We start from the raw sequence: 25,986 nt of genomic DNA on the forward strand, positions 1-25,986 counted from the left end.
AAAATGAGCCAAGATTTAAAGAGCCAAAGCCTTAAAATAGCCATCATAAAACTCTCTGCGCTAGGCGATATAGTACATGCTAGCATAGTACTCGAGTTTATCAAAAAAAATCTCGAATCAGCCGGTATAAACTATGATATTTCATGGATAGTGGATGAAAAATTTGCCGAAATATTAGAAGGTCATGAGCTAATTTCAAATCTAATAAAAATTCCGCTAAAAAATAAAAAATTTCTAAGAACTTATAAAATTTTAAAAGATGCAGGAAAATTTCATATAGCCGTAGACTTACAAGGACTTATCAAATCGGCAATAGTTGCGAAAATTTTAGATACGAAAATAATTTACGGATTTGATAAAAATAGCGCCAAAGAAAGCCTCGCAAGCCTATTTTATACTCATAAATTCTCATGCGACTACAACGAAAACATTATAATTAGAAATTTAAGCCTAACGGCTTTTGCGTTAGGATTTAAATTTGAAAGAGATGAAATTTTAAACAAAAAACCATGCCTTATGGCTTATGAAAAAGCAGAAAAAAATGAGCCTAAACGCATACTTATAGCGCCTTTTGCAAGCGAAGAGAGTAAGTGCTATGATAAATTTAAAAGAGTTATCAAAATGCTTTCAAACTATAAAGTTCACGTATGCTTTGGCAACAAAAAAGAGTTTGACAAGCTAGAAGAGATCGTAAAATACACAAATGCCGATGTTCTTGAAAAAATGCCCTTAAAAGAGCTTGTTAAATTTATAAATAGCTGCGATCTTGTCATAGGAAACGATAGCGGGATAACTCATATCGCTTGGGCTCAAAATATCCCATCTATAACGCTATTTGGCAACCGCCCTAGCCAGCGCAATGCCTACATCACAAATAAAAACATAGTAATAGATGCGTGCAAAAAAATAGATGCCAGAAAAATAGATAAAAATGACTTTTGCATCCGTGAAATAAAGCCTGAAATCATAGCCGAAGCAGCCGAGAGAATACTAAATGCGTGATATTTTCTATCTTTTTATCTATTGGTTTTTTAAATTTTTGCTATTTATATTGCCGGATTTTTTACTAAGCCTTTTTTTAAATTTGATCGCAAATTTGTTTTACAAATTCGATAAAAAGCACAATAAAACTATCATGGCAAATCTAGATTTTGCCTATGAAAACGAGCTTACAAAAGAACAAAAAGAGCAGATAGCAAAAAATGTATATAAAAATTATGCAAAATTCGCAATCAATTTCATTAGAAATCAAAATACTACAAAAGAAAAGATACTAAAAAGAGTCAAATTTAAAAATCTTGAAATTTTTACAAACGCTTTAAAATCAGGTCGTGCCATTATAGTCCAAACCGCTCATTATGGCGAATGGGAGCTATTTAGTCTAGCTATGGCGGCAAAATTTGGACCAGTAAGCATAGTAGGAAGAGCGCTTGATAGTAGTGTGATGCAAAAAATTCTAAAGGCTAACAGAACTCAGTTTGATATAGAGCTCATAGATAAATCAGGCGGTGCGAAGCAGATTTTAAAAGCTATAAAAGAGAGAAGATTGCTTGGAATATTAGTCGATCAAAATACTGCTAAAAGCGACGGGATAGAGGTTAATTTTTTTGGCAAAAGAGTTCTTCATACCCCATCGGTTAGTATATTTGCTCAAAAGAGCGATGCTATAATAATTCCGGCTTTTATAAGAATAAGCGATGAAGATAGCAAAATCAATGAAATTTGTTTTTTAGAACCTATTGATATTAGAAATTTTAGCAAAGACGAAGCGATTTTGAAGGCTACTCAAGCCCAAGCTGATGTTACAGAAAAATTTATTAGACAAAAACCGGATGAGTATTTTTGGTTTCATAAAAGATTTAAGCACTTCAATGAAGAAATTTACAGATGATTAGCGTAGTAATTTTGACATTAAATAGTGAAAAATATCTAATAGAAGTGCTTGAAAGCGTAAGATTCGTGGACGAAGTTATAGTCCTAGATAGCGGCTCGACAGATAAAACGGAAGAGATTTGCAAGGACTTTGAAAACGTAAAATTTTACTATCAAAAATGGCTTGGATTTGGCAAGCAAAAGCAAGCTGGAGTAAATTTGGCTACAAACGATTGGGTGTTTGTTCTTGATAGCGATGAGGTTATCTTAGAGCCCTTAAAAGAGGAAATTTTAGAAATTTTAAAAAAGCCTAAATTTGATGCTTATAGGGTGGCTAGGCTAAATTTCTTTTTTGGCAAAGAGCTTCGTTCCATGGGACTATATCCTGACTTTACGATAAGGCTTTTTAATAAAAACAGAGCAAATTTTGATGACAAAGAGGTTCATGAAAAAGTTGTTGTAAACGGCACTATCAGCGAGCTAAAAAATCACTTTAAGCACTACGCTTATGAGAGTATAGAGCAGTTTATCACCAAACAAAATCGCTACTCCAGTCTAGGGGCTAAAAAAAATAGGCTCAAAGCGGTATTTAATCCTGCATGGACATTTTTTAAGCTATTTGTTTTAAAGGGCGGATTTTTGGACGGCTGGCGCGGATTTGTCGTAGCTAAGCTATATTCACAGTATACATTTTGGAAGTACATAAAATGAAAAAAAAGAAAAAATTTAAAATTTTAGTTATGAAATTTAGAAATATAGGCGATGTCTTGCTAACGACTCCGCTTATTGCCAACCTCAAGCATCACTTCCCTGAAGCGCAGATAGATTTTGCTCTAAATAAGGGCTGCGAAGCGATGATAGAGGCAAATCCTAACATAGACAACATCTATATTTACGATAGAGAGATAGTTAAAAACGAGGGATTTTTCAAAAAACTTTGGCTAGAGCTTAAATTTATACACTCCATTAAAAAACAAAAATACGATATAGCGGTGCAAACGACCACCGGAGATCGCGGGATAATAATAGCTAAATACGCAAAAGCTAAAAAAATCATAGGATTTGAAGGCAAAAATAAGACCATTAATAAATTTATCACTGTTAAAGTGCCAAAAACCGCTTCAAAACATACGGTAGAGCGAAATTTGGATGTGCTTAAGGCGCTTAATTTAGAGCCTGTAAGCAAAAGGGTTGAGATATTTTTCGATGAAAATTTAGTAGATAGTCTAAGTTTGCCCGAAACTTTCGTTCATTTTCACCTTACCAGTCGCTGGATGTTTAAATGTGTAAAAGATGAGATAATGGCTGAACTTATTGATTTTTGCGAAAATGAGCTGGGGATCAAAGTGGCTCTAACCGCCGATAAAAACGAAGCCGAGATGAAAAAAATAGCTTCAGTTTTAGCTCTTTGTAAAGCAACTCCTCTAAATTTCGCAGGAAAATTAAGCCTAAAAGAGGTTGCCGCACTTAGTAAAAAATCGGCTCTTTTTGTAGGAGTAGATACGGCTATAATGCATATTGCCGCAGCAAACGATACTCCTGTTATAGCATTTTTTGGTCCAAGCGGAGCCTTTGAATGGGGGCCTTGGGACAATGAGTTGATGCACTCAAGCTATCATGAGCGAAACGGAGTGCAAAGAATGGGCAAACACACGGTTTTTCAGCAAGACATAGAGTGTGTGCCATGCGGTAAAGACGGTTGCGATGGAAGCAAGATAAGCAAGTGCCTGATGAGTTTTGACATAGAAGCAATAAAAGAGGAGATAAAAAAGAAGCTAAAAATTTAGTCTTTAAATTTTGAGTAAATTTGATATACAGACTCGTTGCCGTAAATAAACAGGCTCTTTTTTAGCCACCAAGCTCCTTTTTTGGCTGCGATTCTTCTTGTCTCTTCAAGCTTTTTATCGGCCAAATTTACTCCGCGCTTAGTAGTATAAAATATATCGTATCCAAGCTCTTTAGCCTCTCTTAGCCTAGTTTCATCATATTCTCCTCTGGGCCAACACAGGTGTTTATCATCAAATCCCAAGCGTTTTTTTATGATGTTTTTACAAATTTGCAAATCCTCTTTAAATGGCAGACTGCTAAAATAATCATCATTATGCGCATTCGTATGAGAGTGAAAGCTAAATATATCGCTCATTTTCTCTATCTCATCCCAGTTTAAAAATAGTCCGCCAGGATTTTCGGGAGCCATTTTCTTAGCCTCCTTGTGAGTAAGAGGTGTAAAATCTGCTCTATTTAATGCATTTTGCTCGCTAGCCTTCTCTATCCAAGATGTTACAAGAAATATTGTAGCCTTTAATCCAAATTCTTTTAAAATAGGATAGGCATAATAAAAATTATCTCTCCAGCCATCATCAAAGGTTATAAATACGCTCTTTTTTGGCAATTTTAGCTCGCCTTTTTTATAGGCTAAAAATTCGCTAGGAGTAAGAGCTTTGTATCCGTTTTTGGCCAAAAAGCTCATCTGCTCTTTAAATTCATTCACACTACTTGCTATAAATCCACTATCTTTCAGGACATGATGATACATTAAAACAACTACGCTCACTTCAAAAACTCCCTAATTTTATCCGCGATACTCTCGTAATTTCGCTTTTTAATTAAAATTTCAAGCCCATTTTCAGCCATTTTACTAAGTTCATCTCTTGATGTAGCACAAATTTTTTCAACCATACCGGCTATATTATTACCTACAAAAAACATAGTCTTATCGTCAAAAAGCTCTCTGCACTCTCCTACAGCAGAGCTAAAGCAAACAAGCCCGCAGCTATAATAGTCCATAACCTTAGTCGGAGAGCATAGATCATAAAGCCTATTTATGGGCACATAAAAGCAACCCACATCAAATTCTCTCATAATATTAAAAATCTCATCCTTACTTACCGCATGATGCAAAGCTATCCTACTATCATCAGGCAAAATTGCCTTGGCGTACTCATAATCTTTGGTGTAAATTTCAAGCTTAAATTCGCTCTTAGCCTTGCAAAATTCATTAAAAAAATAGTCCATCTGCCTATTTATATCAATAGCACCTATATATATAAATTTTTTAACTCCGCTCTTTTGCAAGGGTCTGGATATATCCTTTGTATTTACACCTAAAGGAAGTGCTAAAACATGGGTTTTTATATCATCAAAAAACTCTTTTTTCATCAAATTTGAGATCGGGAAAAACCCGTCACATTGATTTATCAAATTTTTATATAAAATCAAATTTATCTTATATTTTAAAAACTTAAATAATATGTTTTTACCGCGAATTTTTGCCTCATGATAACTTCTATAAAAGTGCGGGAAGCTAAGCTGAAAATAGAGTTTAAAGTCATATTTCTTTTTTAGTTTTACCGCATTTTTTAAAACATCTAAAAAATTTCTAACGATTATAAAATCTACGTTTTTAAGATCTAAAAAATGCTGATTTATAAGTTCTAGCGCCCTGCTTCTATCTTTTTTAAGTATGAAAATTTGATTTTCTTTGATTGTAAAACTATCGGTAAAATATACGCAGTAAATTTTAAAATATCGTTTTAAAAATCCGTTTATAACATTTTCTATAAAGCTATGATTAAATTTTTCATCCTTATCGCTAATAAAAAGTAGAGTTTTCATCTGATCTTGCCGTATAAATTTTTAATCATATTTTATATTTAGTTTCTTTACGACTTTATCGCCGATATAAAGCGCATCTGACTCCACATCCTTTGACACCAACGATCTTGCTCCTATCACGCTATTTTCACCTATTGTAACTCCCATTAAAACAAGGCAATCACTAGCAATCCAAGTATTTTTTTTGATAATAACCGGCGCTTTAACGTGAATTCTTGGAAATTTCTTATAATCAAGCTGAGTAGAGTAAATCTTGGCAAAACTGGAAAGAGTTACAAAATCCTCCAATATTACCTTATCTCTACAATTTATAAAAACTCCCTCGTTTATTTTGACATTATTACCAATGATTAAATTTTTAGGATCGCCTAAAACCTTAAACCAGCCAAAAGCTTTTGATTTTTTACCTATACTAGCACCTAATATTTTAAGTTTTAAAAATTGAAGTTGATAAAAAAACATAGATATTTTTTCATAATATTTATATAGCACCCATAATCTCCTTGAGGCTTTCATAAACCTCCTGTGCGGTTATTCTCTCCATCAAATAACCGTAGTCCTTATGCTTTGAATATGTATTGTCTACATTAAACTCCACTTTCAAAAACCTATGCAGATGAGTATCAAAATCTGGCATAAGACAACGAGGATCGGTCACTCCAAAAAGAGCTACAAAAGGCGTTTTTAATGCTGCGGCAACGTGAAGAGGACCTGTATCTGTAGTAATTAGAGCATCAAGCCTGCCTATAAGAGCAGCCGCCTCGCTTATACTAAATTTACCTGCTAAATTCATTACTCTATCGCTATTTAAAAGCATTTCGAGTTCTTTTGTCATATCCCTTTCTTTAGGACTTCCTGTTAAAACTATACGTATATTCTCATGTTTTAAAAGTAGTCCTGCTAGCTCTTGCCAGCGATTAATAAGCCATAGTTTAGATTTTACACTGGCTCCCATTTGAAAACCTACTATTTTTTCGCCTTTTTTACGATTTAAAACTCTATCCACGTTCTCAAAACTAATATCTTGTAAAAATAACTCCATACGTGTATCAAAGCTATTGATACCTACAAATTTAAGCTGTTCTAGCCTATTTAGCACCACATATCTAGGTTCTCCGTAAGGAGTCGGCGGATTGGAGTGAAATTTATTAAAATCGTTTTTAAGATTAGGAAGTTTAAAAATATATTTTGCACCGCTTAAAACTGCAAGCGGAGTCGCTTGAGGTTCGTTTGAATGAAGCAAAAACGCTATATCTATCTGCTTTGTTTTTAAAATTTTTGCAACAGATAAGAAATTTTTCCATCGTCCATTAAATAGTACAATCTCGTCCAAAAATGGATTATTTTTAAATAGATCTGCATTAGATGGATTTAGAATGGCTATTACTTTCACATTTGGGAAATTTTGTTTAAAAACTCTAAAAACAGGAGTATTAAAAAGAGTATCGCCAATAGCTGTATTGCTAAAGAAACATACCGTTTTAAATGGCTCATCTACTAAAACACTCTTTTTTATACCTTTTTCGCTAAGTATAAATTTAATAATTCTCTCATAAATTTTCATATAATTTTTCAGTATCCTTTACCATCTTTTCTATAGAGAAATTTTGCTCCACATACTCTCTTGCGTTTTTGCCAAGCCTAACTCTTAGATTCTTATCCTCTATCAAGCTCTTCAATGCCTCTTTTAGACTCTCTTTGTCTTCGCTTTTAAATATAAGACCGGTATTTTTATCGCTTATCGCCTCTATTATACCGCCTGCATCACTTCCTATACAAGGCACCGCGCAACTACTAGCCTCCAATATAGCGGTTCCTAAGGCCTCCATCTTAGAGGGTAATACAAATATATCAAAACTAGGCAAAATTTCGCTCACGTCCGCTCTATTTCCCAGCATAAAAATATTTTGCTTATCTTTTGTTATAGCCTTTAAATTCTCCTCTCCAGGCCCGTCTCCGACGATAACTAAAGCCGAGTTTTTTAAATTTAATTCACTAAAAGCCTCTATTAAAAGCTTATGATTTTTCGCTCCTCTTAGTACCGCAACTATGCCTACCACGACACAGTCTGAGGGCAAATTTAGCTCTTTTTTTATATCTTTTTTTAAACTTGGATTATACCTATTTGTATCAACTCCGGTATAGACCACATCTATTAAACTCTCTTTGACGCCCTTTTTTATGAGGCTATCCTTGGTTGCCTTAGATACTGCTACGACCTTATTGCTGATATTATAACTAAATGGTGAGCCTATAGGAGTTTGAAGATGTCTGGTGCGAACTACTTTTTTGCCGGTTAGTTTACCTGCTATTGCACCGATATTTCCATCTTTTCCAGAGTGAGTACAGATAATATCGATATGATTTTTTTTGACAAAACGGCAGATTTTAAAGATTTCAAAAATATTGTATATCTTTTTTAAATTAAATTTCACAAACTCACAATCTATATCTTTTTCAAAGCTCTTTGAGCCTTCATTTAGTCCGTAAAATACCTTAAATTTTCTCTTATCCAGTCCATTTATAACGCGCTGGGTACGGTGCTCCTGACCGCCAAAGCCAAGAGAGCTTTCAAGCTCTAAGATATTTATCATTTAAAACACCTTTACGATATGCTATTGCGCAAATCATACCAAAAAGCAGATAGAAAAATTTAGCTTCACTATCTCCAAAAAAACTTCCGAAACAAAGACTTGCGACAAATCCAACTCCTCCAAAAAAGGAGAAAAATCCAAATATTTTAAATCTACTTTCATCACTTCTTAGCAACACAATAGACATTTTAAAATAGTAAAACCACAGAGCCAAGAATAACAAAAGCCCAAATATACCAAGTGAAAAAAAGACACCTATAAACTCATTATGCACCTGAGAATATACTACAAAGGGTCTATTTTGCTCATCCATAAGCTTAGTTATACTTTTGCCATATAGAGATCTTCCATATCCTGTCGGAATAAATGGCTCATCCATCCTATATAAAAGAGCCGATTTCCACATAGATAACCTTGTAGCAATAGAATAATCAAGTCCATGTTCCTTATAATCTCTCATTTTAGCCGGGATCTCTTTCAAAAGACTCATATACTCATTTACATGGGTTAAATTATATCTACTTGAAAGATTATCTGAAAATTTATAAAAACTCACCGCAGATAGTGCTAAAATGATGAAAAATATAGCCCTTGTCACTCTTTTTTTAGGCATAACTGTAAATAAAAATACAAAAATTAAAATCACACCTACATATGTGGCTCTAGTTTGATTGGCCACTATATTTATTAGCGCCAAACATAAAGTCAAAATTGCAAATTTTCTATCCGAAAAATACCAAAGAGATAGAGCAAAGGCAAGAAAAAATGTAACCCAAATCCCAAACCTCTCTCCCGCTCCTCCTCCTTGCTCAAGCGCACCGTCCAATAGCCCTCCCATTCTCGTGTTAACGCTAAATTCAAATCCAAAATGATGCCATATATATATATTAATAAGCATATGAACGAAGATTGAGATATATATCAAACGCATATAAAATTCAAGCAAGTGCTCTGGTAAAGATTTAAAATATAAAAAAACAAACAGCATGATAATTATATTTTTAAGCAGCTCAGAGTTAATCTCCTTAAAACTTTGCTCTATGTCTACCGAGTAAAACAATGAAAGATAAGAAAGTAGCAGCAAACCAATAAGTATGATTAAAATATTTTTTATAGCCAAAATATCTTTAAAAACAAAGTTTTTGTAATCGTTAAATAGAACAAGAAACGCGAAAAGACCTAAAGAGATCGACTGAACCGCCGTCACATGGCTTATAGGCAAAACAAAAATGTATATGCCAAAAAATAAAATCTTGCTATAATCAACTAAATTTCGATATTTGCTCATAAATATCTTCGAGTTTTACATTTTCAGCCAAGCCGCTATTATCTTGCAAAACATACACATCATCACCCCACGGCTTCCAGCGAGTCAAGTTTGTTTTGCCAAATATGACAAAAGTTTTCAGCCCAAGAGCTGGACCTAAATGCGCCACTCCACCATCTAATGTGAGTAAAAATTTGGCTTTGCAAAGGTAGTTTGCAAGCTCATCCATACTTGAAGTTTGCAGATAATCAACTCCAGATAACCTAGAAGCTCTCTCGCCAAATTCAACATCTTCACTACTTAATACCACATCGGCAAATTTTTCTTTTAAAAATTTAGCAATTTGTTCTATCTTGCTGATACTTAACTGATTTTCACTAATCCTACTAGAGATATGAAAAAATACAAAATCTTTAAATTTATCACTTACATTTTTTGGTAAAAACAATGTCTTTTCGCTATTGTAATAGACTCCAAGAGGCGCTAAACAGTCAAAGCAGAGCATAACCTCATGCGGAATATGACCAAATTTGATCTTATCGGTTATAAATTTTTTAGGATATTTATAATCTACCCCAATCACTCTTTTAGCCCTTGCTGCTCTAGCAAAAATTGAGGCAGACGGTGAATACGAGCTTCTAAATATCACTACCGCATCATAATTTTGGCGGTAAATTTGAAATAAAATCTTGCATTTTCCAAGAAATGCCCAAATTTTATCCTTCCATCTCTTTTTATGCTTTGGCTTTGTATAAATATAAATTTTATTCAAAAATGGATTTTTAATCACAACGCAAGCATTTAGACTATTTACAACTATATCGATTTTAGCATCCTCAAATTTATGCCTTAATGCCTCAATAGCCGGAGTAGTACAAATTAAATCGCCGATATTATCATTTCTGATTAGTAAAATTTTCATAATGGCGCAATTATAACCAATCTTTTATTAATTTTTTTATAGAATGTTTTTATGAGAAAAATAACATTTTTAAGAATGAATCCAAAGGCGATAGGAGGAGCGGAAATTTATCTATCACGCCTTATAGGCGCACTTGAGGAAAACGGTATAAAATGCGAAATAAAAAGCCTTAAAGCACCGAATTTTCTTAGCTCATGGATAAAAGCTCTTATTTATAACTTTCAGGTTTGCGTAAGCAAAAATGATGATTTTTACTTCTCGCTTGAAAGAGTAAAATGTGCAGACATCTACCGCGCCGGAGACGGGGTGCACAAAGTCTATATGCAAGAGAAAAAAAGTGGGTTTAATCCGCTAAATTTAGTATACTGTTACCTTGAGCGACACTGTTTTGAAAACTCAAAAAAAATCATTGCAAATTCAAATTTTATCAAAAAACAGATCATTGAAACTTACGGAATAAGTGATAAAAAAATTGAAGTTATATATAACGGTGTTAAAATTCAAGATGATTTTAATAAGCTTGAAGCCAAAAATGCGCTTAACATAGAGTTTGGCATAAGAGCCGATGTGCCACTTATTTTGTTTGTAGGAAGCGGCTTTGAAAGAAAAGGAGTTAGAGAGCTTCTGCATTTGCTATCAAAGCTAAAGGGTAAATTTCATGCTTTAATCATCGGAAAAGATAAAAAAATCCATACTTATCAAGAGCTCGCAAAATCCTTAAATTTAGAGCATAAAGTGCAGTTTTTAGGAGCCAGAAACGACACTTGGAAATTTTACAAAGCAAGTGATATTTTTATATTTCCAACAAGATATGAACCATTTTCAAATGTCGTTTTAGAAGCGCTTAGCTTTAAAAACGCAGTCATTACTACCGCTCAAAACGGAGCTAGCGAAATCATTCCAAAAGAGTTTGTGATGAGCCATTCAAGCGATGAATCTATCTTAAATATGATCGAAAAACTACTTAGCTACTCTAAATTTTTATCATCGACACAGGCATCAAACTTCGAGCTTGCCAAAAATTTTAGCATAGAAAAAAATGCCGCAAAAACACTGGAGATAATAAATGCGTATCTTCATTGAGCTTCCAACTTGGCTTGGTGATGCGGTTATGGCAACGCCTGCGATTGAAAGCATAACACTTAAATTTCCAAAGGCCAAATTTACATTTTTTGGCTCTTTTGCGGCAATAGAACTCATAAAAAACCATCCAAATTGCGAGCAAGTACTGATTGATGACAGCAAAAAGGATAAAAGTCGCTTTCTAAATATCTTTAAAACTGCAAAAAATTTAGGCAAATTTGATATTGCAATTAGCTTTAGAAGCAGCTTTACAAGTAGATTTTTAATGTTTTTTTTGAACGCAAAACGAAAATTTAAATTTAAAAAGATAAAAAGCAAGGTTCATCAAGTAAAAAAATATCAAAATTTCATACAACAATCACTAAAATTAGACATTATCTATGATGAATTAAAATTAGATTTTAAGCCTTTTAAATTTGAAAAAAAGAGTATAGGACTAAATCCCGGAGCAAGCTATGGAAATGCCAAAAGATGGTATCCGGAGTACTTTGCAGAGGTTGCCAAGGAGTTTAGCAGTGAGTTTAAAATAGTGATTTTTGGCTCAAAAAGCGAAACTGAGATTTGCAATAAGATTGAGGCAATTTTAACACAAGAAAATATAGAGTGTGAAAATTTAGCCGGAAAAACCGACATAAAAGAGCTTTGCGAAAAAATCGGCGGAATAGATATTTTCATCACAAACGATAGCGGCCCTATGCATATAGCGGCTGCTTACAAAGTGCCTACTATAGCAATTTTTGGACCAACTAAATTCAAAGAGACCAGCCCCTGGCATAACGACAAAGCACATATCTTACATCTAACCCTAAAGTGTGCACCCTGCATGAAGCGAATATGTCCTATTGGCACACACGAGTGCATGAAAGAGCTAAAACCGCAAATGGTTATAGAGGCTATAAGGAAAAATTTTAAAGAAATTTTAGACAAGAGAGCGTCTATATAGTAAAAAATAATCAGGCGCTCTTTTAAAACCCTAAAAAGCATCGTCAATAGCTTGACAGATAGTATGACCCACCAAAATATGCATCTCTTGAATTCTAGGCGTATCGCTTGAAGGCATAACTAAATTTAGATCACATATTTCATTCATCGCGCCACCGTCTTTGCCACTAAGCCCGAGCGTTTTAATTCCCATATCACGAGCCATTTTAAGCGCTCTTATGACATTTGGGCTATTCCCGCTGGTCGATATAGCTATAAGCAGATCTCCGCTTCGTCCGATAGCTTCAAGTTGGCGTGAGAAAACAAACTCATATCCGTAGTCGTTTCCTATCGCTGTTAAAGCCGAAGTATCGGTAGTTAGCGCTATACCTGCTAACGCACCGCGCTCTTTTTTATATCTTCCGCTAAGTTCGGCTGCTATGTGTTGCGAGTCAGCAGCGCTTCCTCCGTTTCCGCAGAGCATTATTTTGCCGCCGTTTTTAAGCGTGTCAACAGCCATTTCGCACGCTTTTTTTATCTCGTCCTGAAGTTCAAAAATAGCTTCTGCTGTCTTTTTGTGAGCTTCAAGTTCATTTTTTATCATCTCATTTATCTGCATTTTGTATCCTATTTATCAAATTTGTAGTGCTTCTGCCCTCCACAAACTCAACCAATCTTACGTCGCTTACGACTTCGCTTCCAACGACTTCTTTACCTGCGTAATCAGCACCTTTTACTAAGATATCAGGCTTTAAAGCCTTTATCAGATCAAGTGGGGTTAGCTCATCAAAAATCACTACATAATCAACCGAGCCAAGCGCTGCAAGCACCGATGCTCTATCAAATTCGCTATTTACCGGACGACTTTGTCCTTTTAGCTCGCGAACCGATCTATCCGAATTTAGTCCCAGAACCAAAATATCACCAAATTCCCTAGCCTTAGCAAGATACTTCACATGCCCCGCATGCAAAATATCAAAGCAGCCATTTGTAAAAACAAGCTTTTTTTCGCCTCTATTTTTAAGCAGCTCACACAGCTCATCTACTTTTTTTATCTTACTTTCAAAGCTAAGCGATCCGCGACTTCTGATAAGCTCATTTATCTCTTCAAAACTTGCCGTAGCGGAGCCAACCTTCGCTACCACAACCGCAGCGGCCAAATTTGCAGTCTCTATCGCTTTTTCGATACTTTCTTTAAGCCCAAGCATATAACCAAGTGTCGCTAGCACCGTATCTCCTGCGCCAGTGACGTCAAAGACTTCTTTTGCAAGAGCAGGAAATTTTACTGATTTATCATCTTTTAAAAGCGCGATCCCCTCTTCTGAGATGGTTATAAGCGAGTGAGTCAAATTTAGCTCGTTTTTTAGCTTCTTTAACGCATTTTCAAGCTCTGAGTCGCTATTTATACTAAAACCCACCGCTTCGCTAGCCTCTTTTTTATTTGGCGTTAGAAGCGTTGCACCTGCGTATTTTGAGTAGTCTTTGCCTTTTGGATCGATTAGCACGGGTTTATTCTTTAAATTTGCTTCATTTATGAGCTTTGCGCAAACCTTTGGAGTTAGCACTCCCTTGCCGTAATCAGAAAGCAAAACCACGTCATAGCTATCTAGCGCCGCGCCAAATTCTCTTATCAGCTCATCTTCACAAGCGATATTTTCAATGCTTTCTTTATCTATCCTAACTACTTGCTGATGGGTTGCCATAACACGGCTTTTTATCGAGCTTGTTCGCCCATCTTCAAATTTTATAAACTCAGGCTTTGCTCCAAAATCCTTGATGATCTTAGCTATCTCTTTGCCCACTTCATCATTGCCCACAGCGCTTATCACGCCCACTTTAGCGCCCAAAGAGAGCAAATTTAGCACTACGTTTCCTGCTCCACCAAGCCTTTTGGTCTCATTTTTTATCTTTACAACCTGCACGGGTGCTTCAGGAGAAATTCTGTCGCAACTACCCCAAATATAGTGATCAAGCATCAGATCACCAACGACTAAAGTACGAACTTCACGCATTTAGCTCTTCCTTAAAGATCCTTTTTATCTCAGAGATGTAGTCTTTTATCCCCTCTTCCAAGCTCCACTGCGGCTCATATTTAAGAGCGGCTTTGGTAGGCTCTATGTCAGCTTCCGTGTGAAACTGATATGAGCCGGCATATGGATTTTTGATGTATTCATTGCCTAAATTTGTGCCAAGCTCTCGCTGCAAAATATCTGCTATATCTTGAAAGCTTCTTGCTTTGCCTGTGGCTGCGTTATAAACACCGCTTGGAGCATTGATAGCTAGCAAATTTGCATTTATGATATCTTTTATATAGACAAAATCCCTTTTTATCTTATCGCTTCCTTCAAACAACTTTGGAGTATTTCCGCTTAAAATTTGAAGCCCAAACTGAAGCACCATAGAGGCGGTTTTATTCTTAAAAAACTCACCTTTACCATACACGTTAAAATACCTAAGTCCTACGACTTTAACGCCCATTTTTGCGTATTTTTGCCCTAGATGATCCATCTTTAGCTTGCTAAAACCATAAACGTTATTTGGCGATTCGCATTCGCCTACTTTTTGAGGGCTTTTAGCATTTCCGTAAGTTGCACCCGAGCCTGCATATATCATCTTAGCACCCGTTTTAAGGCAAATTTCAAGCAAGTCTTTAAAGCTATTTAAATTCGTACGCATTAACTCGTCTTGCTCTCTAACTGTAGTATCAGAAATCGCTGCTTCATGGTAGATGATATCAGGCTTAAACTGCTCTATCATACCAAGCGTCTTAGCGCAGTTGATATCGCCTTCATAAATTTCACCCTTAAAGCCGAGCAAATTTTTAAAGTGTCCAAAGCTCTTTAAATTTCCATTGCTAAATTTCTCATCGCTTCTAAATTTATCAACCACAAGCACTTCGCAACTTGGGCAGTTCTCATCAAAATAATGCGCCAGTGCCGAGCCGATAAAGCCCGCTCCACCTGTTATAACTATCTTTTTATTTTCTATCTTCATATCAAATTTTCCTTTTTCAGCTTTTCAAAAACATCAGCCACACTTTTAAAATTTACGCCGTCAAGCTTGAAATTTGCTCCGACTCCCGCGCTTTCTCCAGCCTTGATATCGCTATCTTTATCGCCTATCATTATTGATTTTGCCAGATCTATCTTAAATTCGTTTGCCGCGTCAATTATCATCTTTGGCTTTGGCTTTCTGCACTCACAATCCTCTTCTGGAGCGTGCGGACAAAAGCAAATTTTAGCTATCTCAATGCCGTTTTTTGCAAACTCGCCAAGCATAAATTCACTAAGCTCATTAAACTGCTCAAGTGTATAATAACCTCTTCCGATTCCTGATTGATTAGTAACGATGATAACGATAAATCCGCTATCTACAAAGCCTTTAACCGCTTTAAAAATCTCATCCTTAAAGATAAAATTTTTAACCTCATAAACATAGCCGAAATCCTCGTTTATAACGCCATCTCTATCTAAAAACAGCGCCTTTTTATAACCCAAACTACTCATAGGCGAATTATACTTAAAATTGCTAAAATTTAAGAAGCGCAACAAATATTTATAAAATATATCCAAACATTAATCTTTTTATATTATAATGCGCCCCGTTATTTTACTAAAGGGGATAAAATGAAAAAACTACTTATCGTTTCAGGTGCTGCGGCACTTCTTGCTTCAAGCCTTTTTGCGGCTGATGGAGCTACGCTTTACAAAAAATGTGTTGCCTGTCACGGCCCAAAAGCTGAGAAATCTTTCTTAAACAAGGTTCCGGTTCTTACAACTCTTTCAAAAGAGGAGATGGTAGAGGCTCTTAAGGCTTACAAAGCCGGCACGTTAAACAAATTTAAATCAGCCGCTATGATGAAACCGATCGTAGCTCCACTAAGCGAAGCTGATATGGAAGCTGTCTCTGAGTATATTACTACTTTAAAATAAACATCTGGGCGGTCTTCCGCCCTATTTTATCAAAAAGCACTTATACTTTATTTTTGAAACTGTATTTTAGATTAAATCAAGAGTATTAATGAAAAGTCTATATATTTTTATAACTATTTGCATTTTACACTCATCTTTATATGCCATAGATGGTAAAGAAATTTATAAAAAATGCATGGGTTGTCACGGGCAAAAAGCCGATTTAAAATATCATCCCAAGGCATCTGCGATTGTAAATATTCCAAAAGAGAGACGTTTAAAGGCACTTGAAGGCTACAAAGATGGTACAATCAATAGATACGGAATGGGTAGCTCGATGAAAGATCAAGTCGTAAATCTGAGTATAGAGGAGCTGATAGCTGTAAACGAATTTATAGATACTCTAAAATAGTCTCTTAACTCCCGTCTTGTAGTCCTATATCATTTACTAATCAAGAACAAAATAATAAGTAATATTTTAGTTTCTTTTTATAATTTATTTTAAGTAAATTTAGAATATAATAACAAATAATTTTTATTAAAGGAAAAAAAATGAAAAAGATTATCTTTTTTGTAACCACCCTTGTTTTAGGCTCATCTTTATATGCAGCTGACGGTGCCGAAATATATAAAAAATGCAACGCCTGTCATGGTCAATATGCCGAAAAAAAGTATGCAAATAAAGTTCCGCCTCTTGTTTCAGTATCTAAAGAAGATCGCTTAAAAGCACTTGAAGGTTATAAAACAGGTACAGCAAACTTATACGGTATGGGTGCGGTAATGAAGACTCAGATGATAAAATTAAGCATGGATGATATAAAAGCAGTTAATGATTTTATCGAAACTTTAAAATAATCTTATTTTTAAGTTTAACTTGGCAATTTATCAATCGGGCGGTCTATAACTTTTTTGGCCGCCTCTTTTTGCTTTAACTCCATTTTATAAGCGTCATTTAGCGACTCTTCATCATCATATTTCGTTCCGTCTAAAAATTTGCGATAGTCCTCAAACTGCTTCGTTTTAAGCCCCCAAAGCAGAGCAAATAGCCCAAAAGCTCCGAGCAGTGTTGAAATTCCGATCATCAAAGCTATTATACTTATATCCATTTTATTCCTATTTCACTTCAAATTTTGCCTGATTCTCATTGAGTTTAACACGACTACAAGCGAGCTTAATGACATCGAGATAGCAGCTACGACAGGCACCACGTATCCTGCCATCGCAAGCGGGATGGTTAGCGCGTTATAGACAAGCGAAAAGGTTAAATTTTGCTTTATCACTCTAAAAGTGCGCTTTGATAGGATTATAGCCTCTTTGATAAGCCTTAAATCATCACTCATCAGCACCACATCGCTTCGCTGCAAGCTCACATCAGCCCCGCTTCCAAGACAGAGTGCCACATTTGCGTGACTTAGGGCAAGAGCGTCGTTTATACCGTCTCCTACCATCACGACTTTTTTGCCGTTTTTAGTAAAATTTTCTATAAAATTTGCTTTATCGGTCGGTAAGCAGTTGGCTTTAAACTCCTCTATGCCAAGCTCGCTTGCTACTTTTTTAGCCACAAATTCATTATCTCCCGTTAGCATTACGATCTCAAATTTAGCCTGTTTTAGCGCCTCTATACACTGACTTGCGCCGGCTCTTATCTTATCGCTTAGCTCAAATTTTGCAGCCGGCTTGCCGTTAATAGAAAAATAATAATTTGTACTTTTACTAACATCATCTAAATTTATGCCAAGTTCTTGCATAAATCTCCCGCTTCCGCCAAAAATTTCGCTTGTATTAAATTTCGCTCTAGTTCCCTTTGCTTCGATACTTGCGACATCTTGCAAATCATAAATTTTAAGCCCCTCAAATTTAGCCTCCAGATACTCACAAACCCCTTTGCTAACGGGATGAGCGGAACTTTTTGCAAGCGAATAGAGCAAATTTATATCACACTCCATAAAGCTTTCAAATTTATCCACACAAAGTTTGCCCGTAGTAAGCGTGCCAGTCTTATCAAATACGATCACATCGCACTTTGCAAGGCTTTCAAGCACCTTTGCCTCTTTAAATATCAAGCCTTTTTTAAATCCAACCCCAAGCCCCACAAGCGTACTAACGGGCGTTGCAAGACCAAGCGCACACGGACAAGCTATGACGATAACTGAAATTCCCACGATCAAAGCCGCTTCAAAAGAGCCTGCATGCCACAACCAAAAGCAAAACGTAAGCAGGCTTAAAAGCATAATGGCACTTGAAAATTTGCTTGAAATTTCATTTGCAAGCTTTTCTATGTGCGGTTTTTTCGTAGTTGCCTTTTCAAGCAGATGTATGATCTTACTAAGCGTTGAGTCGCTAAATTTCGCGCTCGTAGCGCACTCCACAAACCCGTCAAGGCATATCGTGCCGCTGCTTAGCGACTCTCCTTGCTCCTTAAAAACCGCCGAGCTTTCGCCCGTAAGACTTGAATAATCAAAACTGGCAGAACCGCTAGTTATCACACCGTCTATAAGTGCGCGCTCGCCTGCTCTAAGCACGATTATATCGCCTATTTGCACTTCGTTTACATCTTTAAGCAAGGTTTTACCCTCCATCTTTACGCTAACCTTACTTGACACCATTGAATTTAGGCTATCAAGAGTATCTCCCGCTCGCTTTTTGCTTAAGACTTCTAGGTACTTGCCGATAAATACGAAAGTAATTATCATCGCAACCGAATCAAAATAAACCTCGCCGCTCCTTGAAAACATCGCATATATCGAAAATATATAAGCTAAAAGCGCTCCCGAGACGATAAGCAAGTCCATGTTTTGTCTTCTGTTTTTAATCGCTGCAAGTGCACCTTTAAAAAACCCGCTTCCTGTATAAAAAAGCACAGGAGTAGCCAAGACAAACTCCGCAAAGCTTAAAACGGCCTTTACGTCATCTCTTATGCCCGTAAAATAACCGCCGTATTTTGCAACACTTAGCCACATTATGTTCATGGTGGCAAAAATCCCCACTAAAAGCTTTGCGTAAAATTCTCGCCTTTTATTGGTTATATACTCCTCTTCGCGACTTGGATCATAAGCGTAAGCGTCATATCCGATAGATCTTATAAGCCTTAAAATTTCGGACAAATTCGTCTCACTCTCATCCCAAACGATAGTGGCTTTATTATTTAACGAATTTATATTAGCCTCTAAAATTCCTTTGGCGTTAAATAAAACTTTTTCATTTAGCCAGATACAAGCTGCGCAGTGAATGCCGTCTATCACGAGTGAAATTTTGCTAAATCCATTCTCGTTTTTTACATAATTTTGATAAGCCAATTCTAAATTTTCATCTTTCTGAGCGCTAGACTTAACGGGGCTTAAGACATTTTTACCAAGACGATCGTAAAACTCACTCAGTCCGCTGGAAGAAAGAATTTCAAATACGCTTTTACAGCCGTTACAACAAAATTTATTGTCGCCGGATTCGATCATAACGCTATCTTCAAAGCTCTGATGACAATGCGCGCACTTGGTTTTACTCATGAGTTACATTTTTCTTTCAAATTTAGATTTGTAAATTATACAGCTAATGTTTTGATTTTAAGGTTAAATCAAATTTGTATATCAAGCCAAATTTTACATAGAATTTATAAAAAAGGTTGTAAATTTTGATAATTTTCATCAAAGGAGCGAATTTGAAAAAGATCCAGACTCAAAGTTCAAAAAACAGAAAGGCTCACTACACTCCGGCTATCGAGCATGGCGGCATACTTTACGTCTCAGGTCAGCTTAGCATCGACACGGCAACCATGCAGCTTCCAAAAGGCGGCGCTAGAGAGCATGCTAGGCAGGCGCTTGCAAATTTACAGACGGTTTTAACTGAAGCCGGAGCCAAAAAAGAAAACGTGATAATGTGCAGAGTTTATACGCCCGATATAGCGTTTTGGGACGATATAGACGATGAGTATGCGAAGTTTTTTGGCGAGCATAAACCTGCGCGCGTAGTCGTGCCTACCTCGGCACTTCATTTTGGCTGCTTGGTTGAGATAGAAGCTCAAGTGGCGATGATTTAGGCTTAAAATATCAAATTCATAAGGAATAAAAATGGCAAATTTCAAATGCACAAGTTGCGGTAGCGAGGCTTCGCTTGAAAATTTAAACTTTGAGTGCAAGTGCGGTGGGCTTTATGAGCTTAAATTTACTCCGCCTAAATTCTCGCTTGATCTTGTGGATAAGAGCGAATTTAGCCTATTTCGCTACCACAAATTTATGCCGCTTCAAAATGAAATTTGGAAGCAGATCACGCTTGGCGAGGGCATGACGGCATGCGTTAAATTCGATAATAAGCTTTACTTTAAGCTTGATTATGCGATGCCTACGCTTTCGTTTAAAGATCGCGGAGCGGCGCTTCTTATCTGGCTTTGCAAGAGCATAGGAGTTAAAAAAGTCCTTCAAGACAGTAGCGGAAATGCGGGAAATTCGGTTGCAGCCTATTGCGCTAGAGCAGGGATTGAGTGTGAAATTTACGTTCCAAAAGGAACTTCTGAAAAAAAGATAAACATGATAAAAGCTTTTGGCGCTACGGCAACGGTGTTTGACGGAACTCGCGACGAAACGGCCGATGCATGCCGTAAAAAAGCTCGAGATGAAGGCATTTATTACGCAAATCACGTATATAATCCGATCTTTTATCAAGGAACTAAAACTTACGTGTATGAAATTTACGAGCAGCTCGGACGTGTGCCTGATAACTTCTTCTTGCCTGTTGGCAACGGCACGCTGCTAATCGGCTGTGAGCTTGCACTTACGGAGCTTTTTGAAGCGGGGCTTATAAAAAAGCTGCCTAAAATTTTTATCGTACAAAGCGAAAATTGCGCTCCATTTTTCGGCGCTAAAGATAAGCCGCTTGATATCGTCGTAAAGCCGACCGAAGCTGAAGGCATAGCTATAGGAAAGCCGATGAGAGGACGTGAAATTTTAGCTAGCAAATACGCAGGCGAGCGCGAAGTGATAACGATACCCGAAAGTGCGATTTTGCCTGTAAGAGAGCATCTGGCGAAAAGCGGATTTTACGTAGAGCATACTACGGCTGCGATATATGCTGCGTATGAAGAGTATGCAAAAACTCACGAGATCGCAGGAGACAGCATCATCTCGCTTTGTGGCGCAGGGATTAAAAGCGAACACTAATTTTGATTGATTAAGCAAATTTAAAATTTAGGATATGCGCTCATGTCCTAAATTTATCGTTTGACAAAAAATCGTTACTTTGTTACAATTTTGCAAGTTCTAAGGTTAGAAACACAAACGCAAGGCGCACAATGTATCTCATCGGTATAGACATCGGCTCGACATCTACAAAAGTGGCTGTTTTTAATAAAAACGATCAAAAATTCACAGAGTTGTTTTTGCGCCCTACAGGATTTAGCGGAGTAAAAATAGCGGATGAAATTTATGAAATTCTAAAAGAGAAAAACTACTTCCCAAGCTTCATAACCGCAACCGGATACGGCAGAGTAAGCGTTAAATACGCAAATTTTACCACGACTGAAATTTTATGTCACGCATTGGGAGCGAATTTTTTATTTCCCAAAGACTGCACGGTAATCGACGTAGGCGGGCAAGACACAAAGGCTATCAAAATCGTAGCAAACAGGCCCGAAGACTTTATAATGAATGATAAATGCTCTGCAGGAACGGGCAAATTCATCGAAGTTATGGCAAATCGTCTCGGGATTGATATAAACGAGCTTTACACCACTGCAAAGAAAAATTTAAATATCAAACTAAGCTCCACTTGCACCGTATTTGCCGAATCAGAAATAATCTCGCTAATGGCAAACGGCGTAGATAAAACGCAAATCGCTTACGGTATCATCGATTCGTCCGCTCAAAAGGTGGCCTCCTTAACCAAAAGGCTAGAGAATGAAATTTACTTTTTAAGCGGCGGGCTTAGCAGGGTAAGTCTTTTTAAAAATTTGCTCGCAAATCACTTACAAAGAGAGGTTTTTACCGATGAAAATGCCATATTTTGCGGAGCGATGGGAGCTAGCCTGATCGGACTTAAAAAGGAAAAATCATGAGAATGGATTTTGACAAACTTAAAAAACGCAACTCCTTTGAACTGCAAAATTTAAAAGCTGAGGGCAAGCCTATAGTAGGCACGTTTTGTACATATTCGCCAAAAGAGCTGATATACGCTGTAGGCGGAGTTGCCGTTAGTCTTTGTGCAAATGACGAAAGCTCTATAAATATCGCGCATAAAGAGCTTCCAAGAAATCTCTGTCCGCTTATAAAGGCAAGCTACGGATATGCGGTTAGTAAAAAATGCCCTTATATGAACGCAAGCGATATCATCGTGGGAGAGACTACTTGCGACGGCAAAAAGAAGATGTATGAGCTGCTTGCAAACCACAAGCCGGTGTATGTTTTAGAGCTTCCAAATATGACAAATAAACGCTCGCTAGCTCTTTGGAAGGATGAGCTAATAAGCTTTAAGGAGTTTTTACAAGAGAAATTCAAAGCTAAGATAACCCAAGAAAATCTCCTTGAAGCGGTAAAAATCCACAACGAGGAGCGCGAGTTGATGTGTGAGCTGATGGAGCTAAACAAGGCCATCCCAAGCCCTATTAAAGGTAGCGAACTTCACGAGATACTATTTGCAAGCGAATTTATTTACGATAAAAAAGAGAAGATAAAAACTCTAAAAGCCTTTATAGAGGCAACTAAACAAAATTTAGAAGCTAAAATTTCAGATAAAAAGCGTATAATCATAACCGGCTGTCCAAGCGGCGGAGTGTATGAAAAAATAATAAAACAGATAGAAAATTTAGGTGCTGACGTGGTCGCTTTTGAAAACTGCGTCGGAACGAAAAATTACCGAAATTTGGTCGAAGAAGAAGGAAATTTGATAGAAAATATCGCTAAAAGATATCTTGAAATTCCATGTTCGGTGATGTATAAAAACGACAAAAGAGCGCAAATCATCAAAGAATTTATCAAAGAATACAGCGCAGACGGCGTCATAGATATAGTTTTAAGCGGATGTCATACATATGCTATAGAGACGAATAAAATAAGAGAAGCTAGTAAGGAGGCGGGTGCGAATTATATGAGTTTAGAGACTGATTATTCAAGGCAAGACAGCGGACAAATACGTACAAGATTAGAGGCTTTTATAGAGCTTTTATAAACAAAATTTAAGGAGAAAATATGAAATTTAAGAGCATTTTACTAAGTTGCTTACTGCTTGCGGGCTCGGTTGCGGCAAGCGATAAGCTTAAAGTTTATTTTGAAGCCGGAAGTATCGGCGATAACTTCTCAAGCGTTATCTCAAACGGCGCAAAAATGGCGGCAAAAGACCTAAATGTCGATCTTAAGGTGGTATATTCCGAGTGGGATCCAAACAAGATGGTTGAAAATTTCAAAAACGCCGTTGCAACATCGCCTGACGGCATCATAGTGATGGGTCATCCCGGAGACGAGCTATATCAGCCGCTTATCAAAAATGCGATAGAAAAAGGCATAAACGTAACAAGCATAGATACCGAACTTCCAAAAAGCCTAGAAGCCTTTAAGTCAAGCGGATTTGGCTACACTGGAAGCAACAACTACGAAAGTGGCAAGGCGATGGCGCACGAAGCGGTGCAAAAATTTGAGATGAAAAGCGGCGAAAAGGTGATGGTATGGGGTTTGCTTAGCATGCCTGTAAGAGGCCTTAGAGCAAAAGCAATGCTTGAAGTGTTCAAAGAAAAAGGGCTAAAGGTCGAATATATCGAAATTTCACCTGAGATAAACAAAGATCCAAGCCTAGGACTTAGCGTATTTAGCGCTTACATGGCAAAACATCCTGACACCAAGCTGGTAGTGCTTGACCACGGAGCTCTAACGGCGCAGTCACCGCAGTTCATGAAAAGCCTAAATTTGGATAAAGAAAAGCTAAATATCGCAGGATTTTCGCTATCTCCTGCTACGATTGCAGGCATAAAAGACGGCTCAATCGATCTGGTTGCCGACGCACAGCCGTTCTTTCAGGGGTATTTTAGTATCGTGCAAATCGTAATGAGCAAAAAATACGGATTTTCAGGGTTTAAAGTTGATACCGGCGGAGGCTTCATTACAGCTAAAAACATAGCTCTTATCGAGCCGTTAGTAAAAAATGGCATCAGATAACGCGATAGAGCTTAAAAACGCTTTTAAAAGTTTTGGCAAAACCAAAATTTTAAAAGGCATAAATTTTACCCTAAAAAAGGGCGAGACGATCGCTCTTTTGGGCGATAACGGAGCGGGTAAATCAACTCTTATCAAGTGCCTTTGCGGTTATGATAGGCTTGATAAATTTGATAGCTTTAGCGTGCTTGATACTCCTATAAAAAGGGGAGAATTTGACCTGCTACAAGCTAGAAATTTAGGCATGGAAGTAGTCTTTCAAGATAGCTCGCTTGGGCTTTCTCAAGAGATTTATCGCAACATCTTTGCCACGCGCCATATCACGAAATTTGGGCTCATAGATAGGAAAAAAGAGATAGAAATTTCAAATCAAATTTTAAAAGAGTTCATGGGCTTTAGCGGAGCGGGAATTGATGCCACAAGCCTTGCAAGCAACCTAAGCGGAGGCGAAAAGCAAGGGCTTGCCATAGCTAGAGCGATTTATTTTAAATCACAAATTCTCATTCTTGATGAGCCCACAACCGCGCTTGGCGTAAATGAGACCGAGCGGTTTATGGGCTTTTTGGATAAACTCAAAGAGCAAAATTTAAGCATCATAATCATCACTCACAACTTAAATCAAGCCTTTCATATCGCCGATAAATTCGTGCTTTTGAGAAGCGGAGTGATAGAGCAAGAACTAGATAAAAGCGAAATTTCGGATCTAAATTCACTCTACAAGGTATTTTATGAGTAAAAATTTAGTCATTACCGCGATACTTTTTGTGATTTTAGGAGTATTTACAGCCTTTTCGCCCGAAGTGTTTTTAGCCAAAAACATCTATTTTAACTACCTAACCTCAGTGCCTATCATACTCATACTCTGCCTTGGCTTGCTTCCTCTTATCATCTCAGGCGAGTTTGACATGAGTTTTCCTGCGACGATGGCGATGAGCGGATTTGTATTTTCTTATGTTTTTAAAGCAAGCGGAAATTTAGCCTTAGCTACGCTTGCAAGCCTTAGCTTTGGTGCACTTAGCGGAGCTTTTAACGCGATTTTGGTTATAAACGCAAAAATACCTTCCATTATCGCAACTATCGGCACACAGTTTTTCTGGCGGGGGCTTGCGGTGGTGCTAAGCGGAGGACTTTCGCTATCTTTAGCGAGTGCCGAAGGCTTCATGAAAGAGCTTTTTGTAGGCAGGATCGCAGGAGTGCCGGCTCAATCAATCATCGCGACTATTTTGGCGATACTAACTTACATCATGATCTTTAAACACAAATTCGGAGATAATATCTTGTTTTCAGGCGATAACGCAAAGGCTGCTAAAATGCTAAGCATAAACGTTGCTAGGAGCAAATACCTGCTTTTCATCAATATGGGCGTGATGAGCGCACTTGCAAGCATTATCTTGAGTCTTGAGTTTATCAACTGGTGGCCTACGCAAGGAGACGGATACATGCTGCTTGTATTTGCGGCGATCTTTATCGGCGGTACGGGCGTAAGCGGAGGAGGCGGAAGCGTATATGGAACGCTCATAGGCAGCATAATCATCGGCATAATGGAAAGCGGCATCGTAGCCATGGGCTTTGACGCATTTTACACGCGAGTGATTTACGGAGCTATCATAATCGTATCTGTCGTGATATACGCTAAATTTGATAAAAATTCCAAAGTGCGCAGCCTCTAATC

Annotated in this window: 29 protein-coding genes; 16 read left to right on the forward strand and 13 right to left on the reverse strand. The window is 37.2% G+C overall.

The window, feature by feature from the left end:
• The first annotated feature begins 3 nt into the window (after nucleotides 1–3).
• The 4 genes from waaC to rfaQ are packed head-to-tail and all read left to right on the forward strand — an operon-like array spanning nucleotide 4 to nucleotide 3,659.
• Nucleotides 4–1,002, forward strand: coding sequence for a lipopolysaccharide heptosyltransferase I (gene waaC / locus CDOM16189_RS03775; RefSeq protein ID WP_169972961.1), 999 nt, complete (start codon nucleotides 4–6; stop codon nucleotides 1,000–1,002).
• Nucleotides 995–1,891, forward strand: coding sequence for a lipid A biosynthesis lauroyl acyltransferase (locus tag CDOM16189_RS03780; protein WP_169972959.1), 897 nt, complete (start codon nucleotides 995–997; stop codon nucleotides 1,889–1,891). The genes waaC and CDOM16189_RS03780 overlap by 8 nt, the downstream gene beginning before the upstream one ends.
• Nucleotides 1,888–2,583 (forward strand): glycosyltransferase family 2 protein, encoded by a 696-nt coding sequence (locus CDOM16189_RS03785; RefSeq protein ID WP_169972957.1) that lies wholly within the window; start codon nucleotides 1,888–1,890, stop codon nucleotides 2,581–2,583. Before CDOM16189_RS03780 ends, CDOM16189_RS03785 begins: the two co-directional genes overlap by 4 nt.
• A complete protein-coding gene (gene rfaQ / locus CDOM16189_RS03790) occupies nucleotides 2,580–3,659 on the forward strand; it encodes a putative lipopolysaccharide heptosyltransferase III (RefSeq protein ID WP_169972955.1) in 1,080 nt (359 codons plus the stop codon). The genes CDOM16189_RS03785 and rfaQ overlap by 4 nt, the downstream gene beginning before the upstream one ends.
• Here the strand turns inward: rfaQ and CDOM16189_RS03795 are convergent.
• Genes CDOM16189_RS03795 through CDOM16189_RS03825 form a run of 7 tightly spaced genes read right to left on the reverse strand, consistent with a single transcriptional unit; the run spans nucleotide 3,656 to nucleotide 10,270 of the window.
• Nucleotides 3,656–4,426 (reverse strand): polysaccharide deacetylase family protein, encoded by a 771-nt coding sequence (locus CDOM16189_RS03795; RefSeq protein ID WP_169972953.1) that lies wholly within the window; start codon nucleotides 4,424–4,426, stop codon nucleotides 3,656–3,658. The two genes, rfaQ and CDOM16189_RS03795, sit on opposite strands and share 4 nt — an antisense overlap.
• Entirely contained in the window at nucleotides 4,423–5,487 is a 1,065-nt protein-coding gene (locus CDOM16189_RS03800) for a glycosyltransferase family protein (RefSeq protein ID WP_169972951.1), read from the reverse strand. Before CDOM16189_RS03800 ends, CDOM16189_RS03795 begins: the two co-directional genes overlap by 4 nt.
• 21 nt (nucleotides 5,488–5,508) lie before the next feature.
• A complete protein-coding gene (locus CDOM16189_RS09960) occupies nucleotides 5,509–5,979 on the reverse strand; it encodes an acyltransferase (protein WP_169972950.1) in 471 nt (156 codons plus the stop codon).
• Complete coding sequence (locus CDOM16189_RS03810) at nucleotides 5,969–7,051, reverse strand: glycosyltransferase family 9 protein (RefSeq protein ID WP_169972948.1); 1,083 nt, start codon at nucleotides 7,049–7,051, stop codon at nucleotides 5,969–5,971. Before CDOM16189_RS03810 ends, CDOM16189_RS09960 begins: the two co-directional genes overlap by 11 nt.
• On the reverse strand, nucleotides 7,038–8,081 hold the full coding sequence (locus CDOM16189_RS03815) for a glycosyltransferase family 4 protein (protein WP_169972946.1): 1,044 nt from the start codon (nucleotides 8,079–8,081) through the stop codon (nucleotides 7,038–7,040). The genes CDOM16189_RS03810 and CDOM16189_RS03815 overlap by 14 nt, the downstream gene beginning before the upstream one ends.
• Complete coding sequence (locus tag CDOM16189_RS03820) at nucleotides 8,059–9,369, reverse strand: O-antigen ligase family protein (RefSeq protein ID WP_169972944.1); 1,311 nt, start codon at nucleotides 9,367–9,369, stop codon at nucleotides 8,059–8,061. The genes CDOM16189_RS03815 and CDOM16189_RS03820 overlap by 23 nt, the downstream gene beginning before the upstream one ends.
• On the reverse strand, nucleotides 9,344–10,270 hold the full coding sequence (locus tag CDOM16189_RS03825; protein WP_169972942.1) for a glycosyltransferase family 9 protein: 927 nt from the start codon (nucleotides 10,268–10,270) through the stop codon (nucleotides 9,344–9,346). Before CDOM16189_RS03825 ends, CDOM16189_RS03820 begins: the two co-directional genes overlap by 26 nt.
• A gap of 51 nt (nucleotides 10,271–10,321) precedes the next feature.
• Between CDOM16189_RS03825 and CDOM16189_RS03830 the strand changes: the two genes are divergently transcribed.
• Together CDOM16189_RS03830 and waaF are read left to right on the forward strand one after the other, a co-directional pair.
• Nucleotides 10,322–11,353, forward strand: a complete 1,032-nt coding sequence (locus tag CDOM16189_RS03830; RefSeq protein WP_169972940.1) for a glycosyltransferase family 4 protein — start codon at nucleotides 10,322–10,324, stop codon at nucleotides 11,351–11,353.
• A complete protein-coding gene (gene waaF, locus CDOM16189_RS03835; RefSeq protein ID WP_169972938.1) occupies nucleotides 11,337–12,296 on the forward strand; it encodes a lipopolysaccharide heptosyltransferase II in 960 nt (319 codons plus the stop codon). The genes CDOM16189_RS03830 and waaF overlap by 17 nt, the downstream gene beginning before the upstream one ends.
• A gap of 30 nt (nucleotides 12,297–12,326) precedes the next feature.
• Here waaF and gmhA read toward each other — a convergent pair whose 3' ends face one another.
• Genes gmhA through CDOM16189_RS03855 form a run of 4 tightly spaced genes read right to left on the reverse strand, consistent with a single transcriptional unit; the run spans nucleotide 12,327 to nucleotide 15,780 of the window.
• Nucleotides 12,327–12,893: a D-sedoheptulose 7-phosphate isomerase gene (gene gmhA, locus CDOM16189_RS03840; protein WP_169972936.1), complete on the reverse strand. Its 567-nt coding sequence runs from the start codon at nucleotides 12,891–12,893 to the stop codon at nucleotides 12,327–12,329.
• Nucleotides 12,880–14,286, reverse strand: a complete 1,407-nt coding sequence (rfaE1, locus tag CDOM16189_RS03845) for a D-glycero-beta-D-manno-heptose-7-phosphate kinase (RefSeq protein WP_169972934.1) — start codon at nucleotides 14,284–14,286, stop codon at nucleotides 12,880–12,882. The genes gmhA and rfaE1 overlap by 14 nt, the downstream gene beginning before the upstream one ends.
• Complete coding sequence (rfaD, locus tag CDOM16189_RS03850) at nucleotides 14,279–15,268, reverse strand: ADP-glyceromanno-heptose 6-epimerase (RefSeq protein ID WP_170000727.1); 990 nt, start codon at nucleotides 15,266–15,268, stop codon at nucleotides 14,279–14,281. Before rfaD ends, rfaE1 begins: the two co-directional genes overlap by 8 nt.
• Nucleotides 15,265–15,780 carry a D-glycero-alpha-D-manno-heptose-1,7-bisphosphate 7-phosphatase gene (locus tag CDOM16189_RS03855; RefSeq protein ID WP_170000728.1) on the reverse strand — a complete coding sequence of 172 codons (516 nt, stop codon included), beginning with the start codon at nucleotides 15,778–15,780 and terminating at the stop codon, nucleotides 15,265–15,267. Before CDOM16189_RS03855 ends, rfaD begins: the two co-directional genes overlap by 4 nt.
• Nucleotides 15,781–15,900: 120 nt before the next feature.
• Between CDOM16189_RS03855 and CDOM16189_RS03860 the strand changes: the two genes are divergently transcribed.
• From CDOM16189_RS03860 to CDOM16189_RS03870, 3 genes are all read left to right on the forward strand, one after another.
• Nucleotides 15,901–16,206, forward strand: coding sequence for a c-type cytochrome (locus CDOM16189_RS03860; RefSeq protein WP_169972928.1), 306 nt, complete (start codon nucleotides 15,901–15,903; stop codon nucleotides 16,204–16,206).
• Nucleotides 16,207–16,294: 88 nt separating this feature from the next.
• The gene (locus CDOM16189_RS03865) at nucleotides 16,295–16,597 is read left to right on the forward strand and encodes a c-type cytochrome (RefSeq protein ID WP_169972926.1); all 303 of its coding nucleotides are present in this window, start codon (nucleotides 16,295–16,297) and stop codon (nucleotides 16,595–16,597) included.
• A gap of 140 nt (nucleotides 16,598–16,737) precedes the next feature.
• The gene (locus CDOM16189_RS03870; protein ID WP_169972924.1) at nucleotides 16,738–17,040 is read left to right on the forward strand and encodes a c-type cytochrome; all 303 of its coding nucleotides are present in this window, start codon (nucleotides 16,738–16,740) and stop codon (nucleotides 17,038–17,040) included.
• A gap of 14 nt (nucleotides 17,041–17,054) precedes the next feature.
• On the opposite strand, the gene ccoS is transcribed toward CDOM16189_RS03870, so the two are convergent.
• Nucleotides 17,055–17,291, reverse strand: a complete 237-nt coding sequence (gene ccoS, locus CDOM16189_RS03875) for a cbb3-type cytochrome oxidase assembly protein CcoS (protein ID WP_169972922.1) — start codon at nucleotides 17,289–17,291, stop codon at nucleotides 17,055–17,057.
• Between the two features lie 12 nt (nucleotides 17,292–17,303).
• Nucleotides 17,304–19,688, reverse strand: a complete 2,385-nt coding sequence (locus CDOM16189_RS03880; protein ID WP_169972920.1) for a heavy metal translocating P-type ATPase — start codon at nucleotides 19,686–19,688, stop codon at nucleotides 17,304–17,306.
• 152 nt (nucleotides 19,689–19,840) lie between these two features.
• Between CDOM16189_RS03880 and CDOM16189_RS03885 the strand changes: the two genes are divergently transcribed.
• From CDOM16189_RS03885 to CDOM16189_RS03915, 7 genes are all read left to right on the forward strand, one after another.
• On the forward strand, nucleotides 19,841–20,218 hold the full coding sequence (locus CDOM16189_RS03885; RefSeq protein ID WP_169972918.1) for a RidA family protein: 378 nt from the start codon (nucleotides 19,841–19,843) through the stop codon (nucleotides 20,216–20,218).
• Nucleotides 20,219–20,249: 31 nt separating this feature from the next.
• Nucleotides 20,250–21,335, forward strand: a complete 1,086-nt coding sequence (locus CDOM16189_RS03890) for a threonine synthase (RefSeq protein ID WP_169972916.1) — start codon at nucleotides 20,250–20,252, stop codon at nucleotides 21,333–21,335.
• Between the two features lie 131 nt (nucleotides 21,336–21,466).
• Nucleotides 21,467–22,228, forward strand: a complete 762-nt coding sequence (locus CDOM16189_RS03895; protein WP_170000729.1) for an acyl-CoA dehydratase activase — start codon at nucleotides 21,467–21,469, stop codon at nucleotides 22,226–22,228.
• Entirely contained in the window at nucleotides 22,225–23,337 is a 1,113-nt protein-coding gene (locus CDOM16189_RS03900; RefSeq protein WP_169972911.1) for a double-cubane-cluster-containing anaerobic reductase, read from the forward strand. Before CDOM16189_RS03895 ends, CDOM16189_RS03900 begins: the two co-directional genes overlap by 4 nt.
• Before the next feature lie 20 nt (nucleotides 23,338–23,357).
• Nucleotides 23,358–24,317, forward strand: coding sequence for a sugar ABC transporter substrate-binding protein (locus CDOM16189_RS03905; RefSeq protein WP_170000730.1), 960 nt, complete (start codon nucleotides 23,358–23,360; stop codon nucleotides 24,315–24,317).
• Nucleotides 24,304–25,050, forward strand: coding sequence for an ATP-binding cassette domain-containing protein (locus CDOM16189_RS03910; RefSeq protein WP_169972907.1), 747 nt, complete (start codon nucleotides 24,304–24,306; stop codon nucleotides 25,048–25,050). Before CDOM16189_RS03905 ends, CDOM16189_RS03910 begins: the two co-directional genes overlap by 14 nt.
• Complete coding sequence (locus tag CDOM16189_RS03915) at nucleotides 25,043–25,984, forward strand: ABC transporter permease (protein WP_169972905.1); 942 nt, start codon at nucleotides 25,043–25,045, stop codon at nucleotides 25,982–25,984. Before CDOM16189_RS03910 ends, CDOM16189_RS03915 begins: the two co-directional genes overlap by 8 nt.
• The last annotated feature ends 2 nt before the right edge of the window (nucleotides 25,985–25,986 follow it).

It is taken from the genome of Campylobacter sp. RM16189 (genome assembly GCF_012978815.1).
GTDB lineage: Bacteria > Campylobacterota > Campylobacteria > Campylobacterales > Campylobacteraceae > Campylobacter_A.

Excerpts from the sequence above, each read along its gene's own strand:
- CDOM16189_RS03870 (WP_169972924.1), top strand. The coding sequence starts at position 16,738 with ATGAAAAAGATTATCTTTTTTGTAACCACCCTTGTTTTAGGCTCATCT.
- gmhA (WP_169972936.1), bottom strand. The coding sequence starts at position 12,893 with ATGCAGATAAATGAGATGATAAAAAATGAACTTGAAGCTCACAAAAAG.
- CDOM16189_RS03880 (WP_169972920.1), bottom strand. The coding sequence starts at position 19,688 with ATGAGTAAAACCAAGTGCGCGCATTGTCATCAGAGCTTTGAAGATAGC.
- CDOM16189_RS03830 (WP_169972940.1), top strand. The coding sequence starts at position 10,322 with ATGAGAAAAATAACATTTTTAAGAATGAATCCAAAGGCGATAGGAGGA.
- CDOM16189_RS03895 (WP_170000729.1), top strand. The coding sequence starts at position 21,467 with ATGTATCTCATCGGTATAGACATCGGCTCGACATCTACAAAAGTGGCT.
- waaC (WP_169972961.1), top strand. The coding sequence starts at position 4 with ATGAGCCAAGATTTAAAGAGCCAAAGCCTTAAAATAGCCATCATAAAA.
- CDOM16189_RS03785 (WP_169972957.1), top strand. The coding sequence starts at position 1,888 with ATGATTAGCGTAGTAATTTTGACATTAAATAGTGAAAAATATCTAATA.
- CDOM16189_RS03855 (WP_170000728.1), bottom strand. The coding sequence starts at position 15,780 with ATGAGTAGTTTGGGTTATAAAAAGGCGCTGTTTTTAGATAGAGATGGC.
- waaF (WP_169972938.1), top strand. The coding sequence starts at position 11,337 with ATGCGTATCTTCATTGAGCTTCCAACTTGGCTTGGTGATGCGGTTATG.
- CDOM16189_RS03820 (WP_169972944.1), bottom strand. The coding sequence starts at position 9,369 with ATGAGCAAATATCGAAATTTAGTTGATTATAGCAAGATTTTATTTTTT.
- CDOM16189_RS03825 (WP_169972942.1), bottom strand. The coding sequence starts at position 10,270 with ATGAAAATTTTACTAATCAGAAATGATAATATCGGCGATTTAATTTGT.
- rfaE1 (WP_169972934.1), bottom strand. The coding sequence starts at position 14,286 with ATGCGTGAAGTTCGTACTTTAGTCGTTGGTGATCTGATGCTTGATCAC.
- CDOM16189_RS03865 (WP_169972926.1), top strand. The coding sequence starts at position 16,295 with ATGAAAAGTCTATATATTTTTATAACTATTTGCATTTTACACTCATCT.
- CDOM16189_RS03780 (WP_169972959.1), top strand. The coding sequence starts at position 995 with ATGCGTGATATTTTCTATCTTTTTATCTATTGGTTTTTTAAATTTTTG.
- CDOM16189_RS03915 (WP_169972905.1), top strand. The coding sequence starts at position 25,043 with ATGAGTAAAAATTTAGTCATTACCGCGATACTTTTTGTGATTTTAGGA.
- CDOM16189_RS03815 (WP_169972946.1), bottom strand. The coding sequence starts at position 8,081 with ATGATAAATATCTTAGAGCTTGAAAGCTCTCTTGGCTTTGGCGGTCAG.
- CDOM16189_RS03810 (WP_169972948.1), bottom strand. The coding sequence starts at position 7,051 with ATGAAAATTTATGAGAGAATTATTAAATTTATACTTAGCGAAAAAGGT.
- ccoS (WP_169972922.1), bottom strand. The coding sequence starts at position 17,291 with ATGGATATAAGTATAATAGCTTTGATGATCGGAATTTCAACACTGCTC.
- CDOM16189_RS03800 (WP_169972951.1), bottom strand. The coding sequence starts at position 5,487 with ATGAAAACTCTACTTTTTATTAGCGATAAGGATGAAAAATTTAATCAT.
- rfaD (WP_170000727.1), bottom strand. The coding sequence starts at position 15,268 with ATGAAGATAGAAAATAAAAAGATAGTTATAACAGGTGGAGCGGGCTTT.
- CDOM16189_RS03860 (WP_169972928.1), top strand. The coding sequence starts at position 15,901 with ATGAAAAAACTACTTATCGTTTCAGGTGCTGCGGCACTTCTTGCTTCA.
- CDOM16189_RS03910 (WP_169972907.1), top strand. The coding sequence starts at position 24,304 with ATGGCATCAGATAACGCGATAGAGCTTAAAAACGCTTTTAAAAGTTTT.
- rfaQ (WP_169972955.1), top strand. The coding sequence starts at position 2,580 with ATGAAAAAAAAGAAAAAATTTAAAATTTTAGTTATGAAATTTAGAAAT.
- CDOM16189_RS03905 (WP_170000730.1), top strand. The coding sequence starts at position 23,358 with ATGAAATTTAAGAGCATTTTACTAAGTTGCTTACTGCTTGCGGGCTCG.
- CDOM16189_RS03900 (WP_169972911.1), top strand. The coding sequence starts at position 22,225 with ATGAGAATGGATTTTGACAAACTTAAAAAACGCAACTCCTTTGAACTG.
- CDOM16189_RS03890 (WP_169972916.1), top strand. The coding sequence starts at position 20,250 with ATGGCAAATTTCAAATGCACAAGTTGCGGTAGCGAGGCTTCGCTTGAA.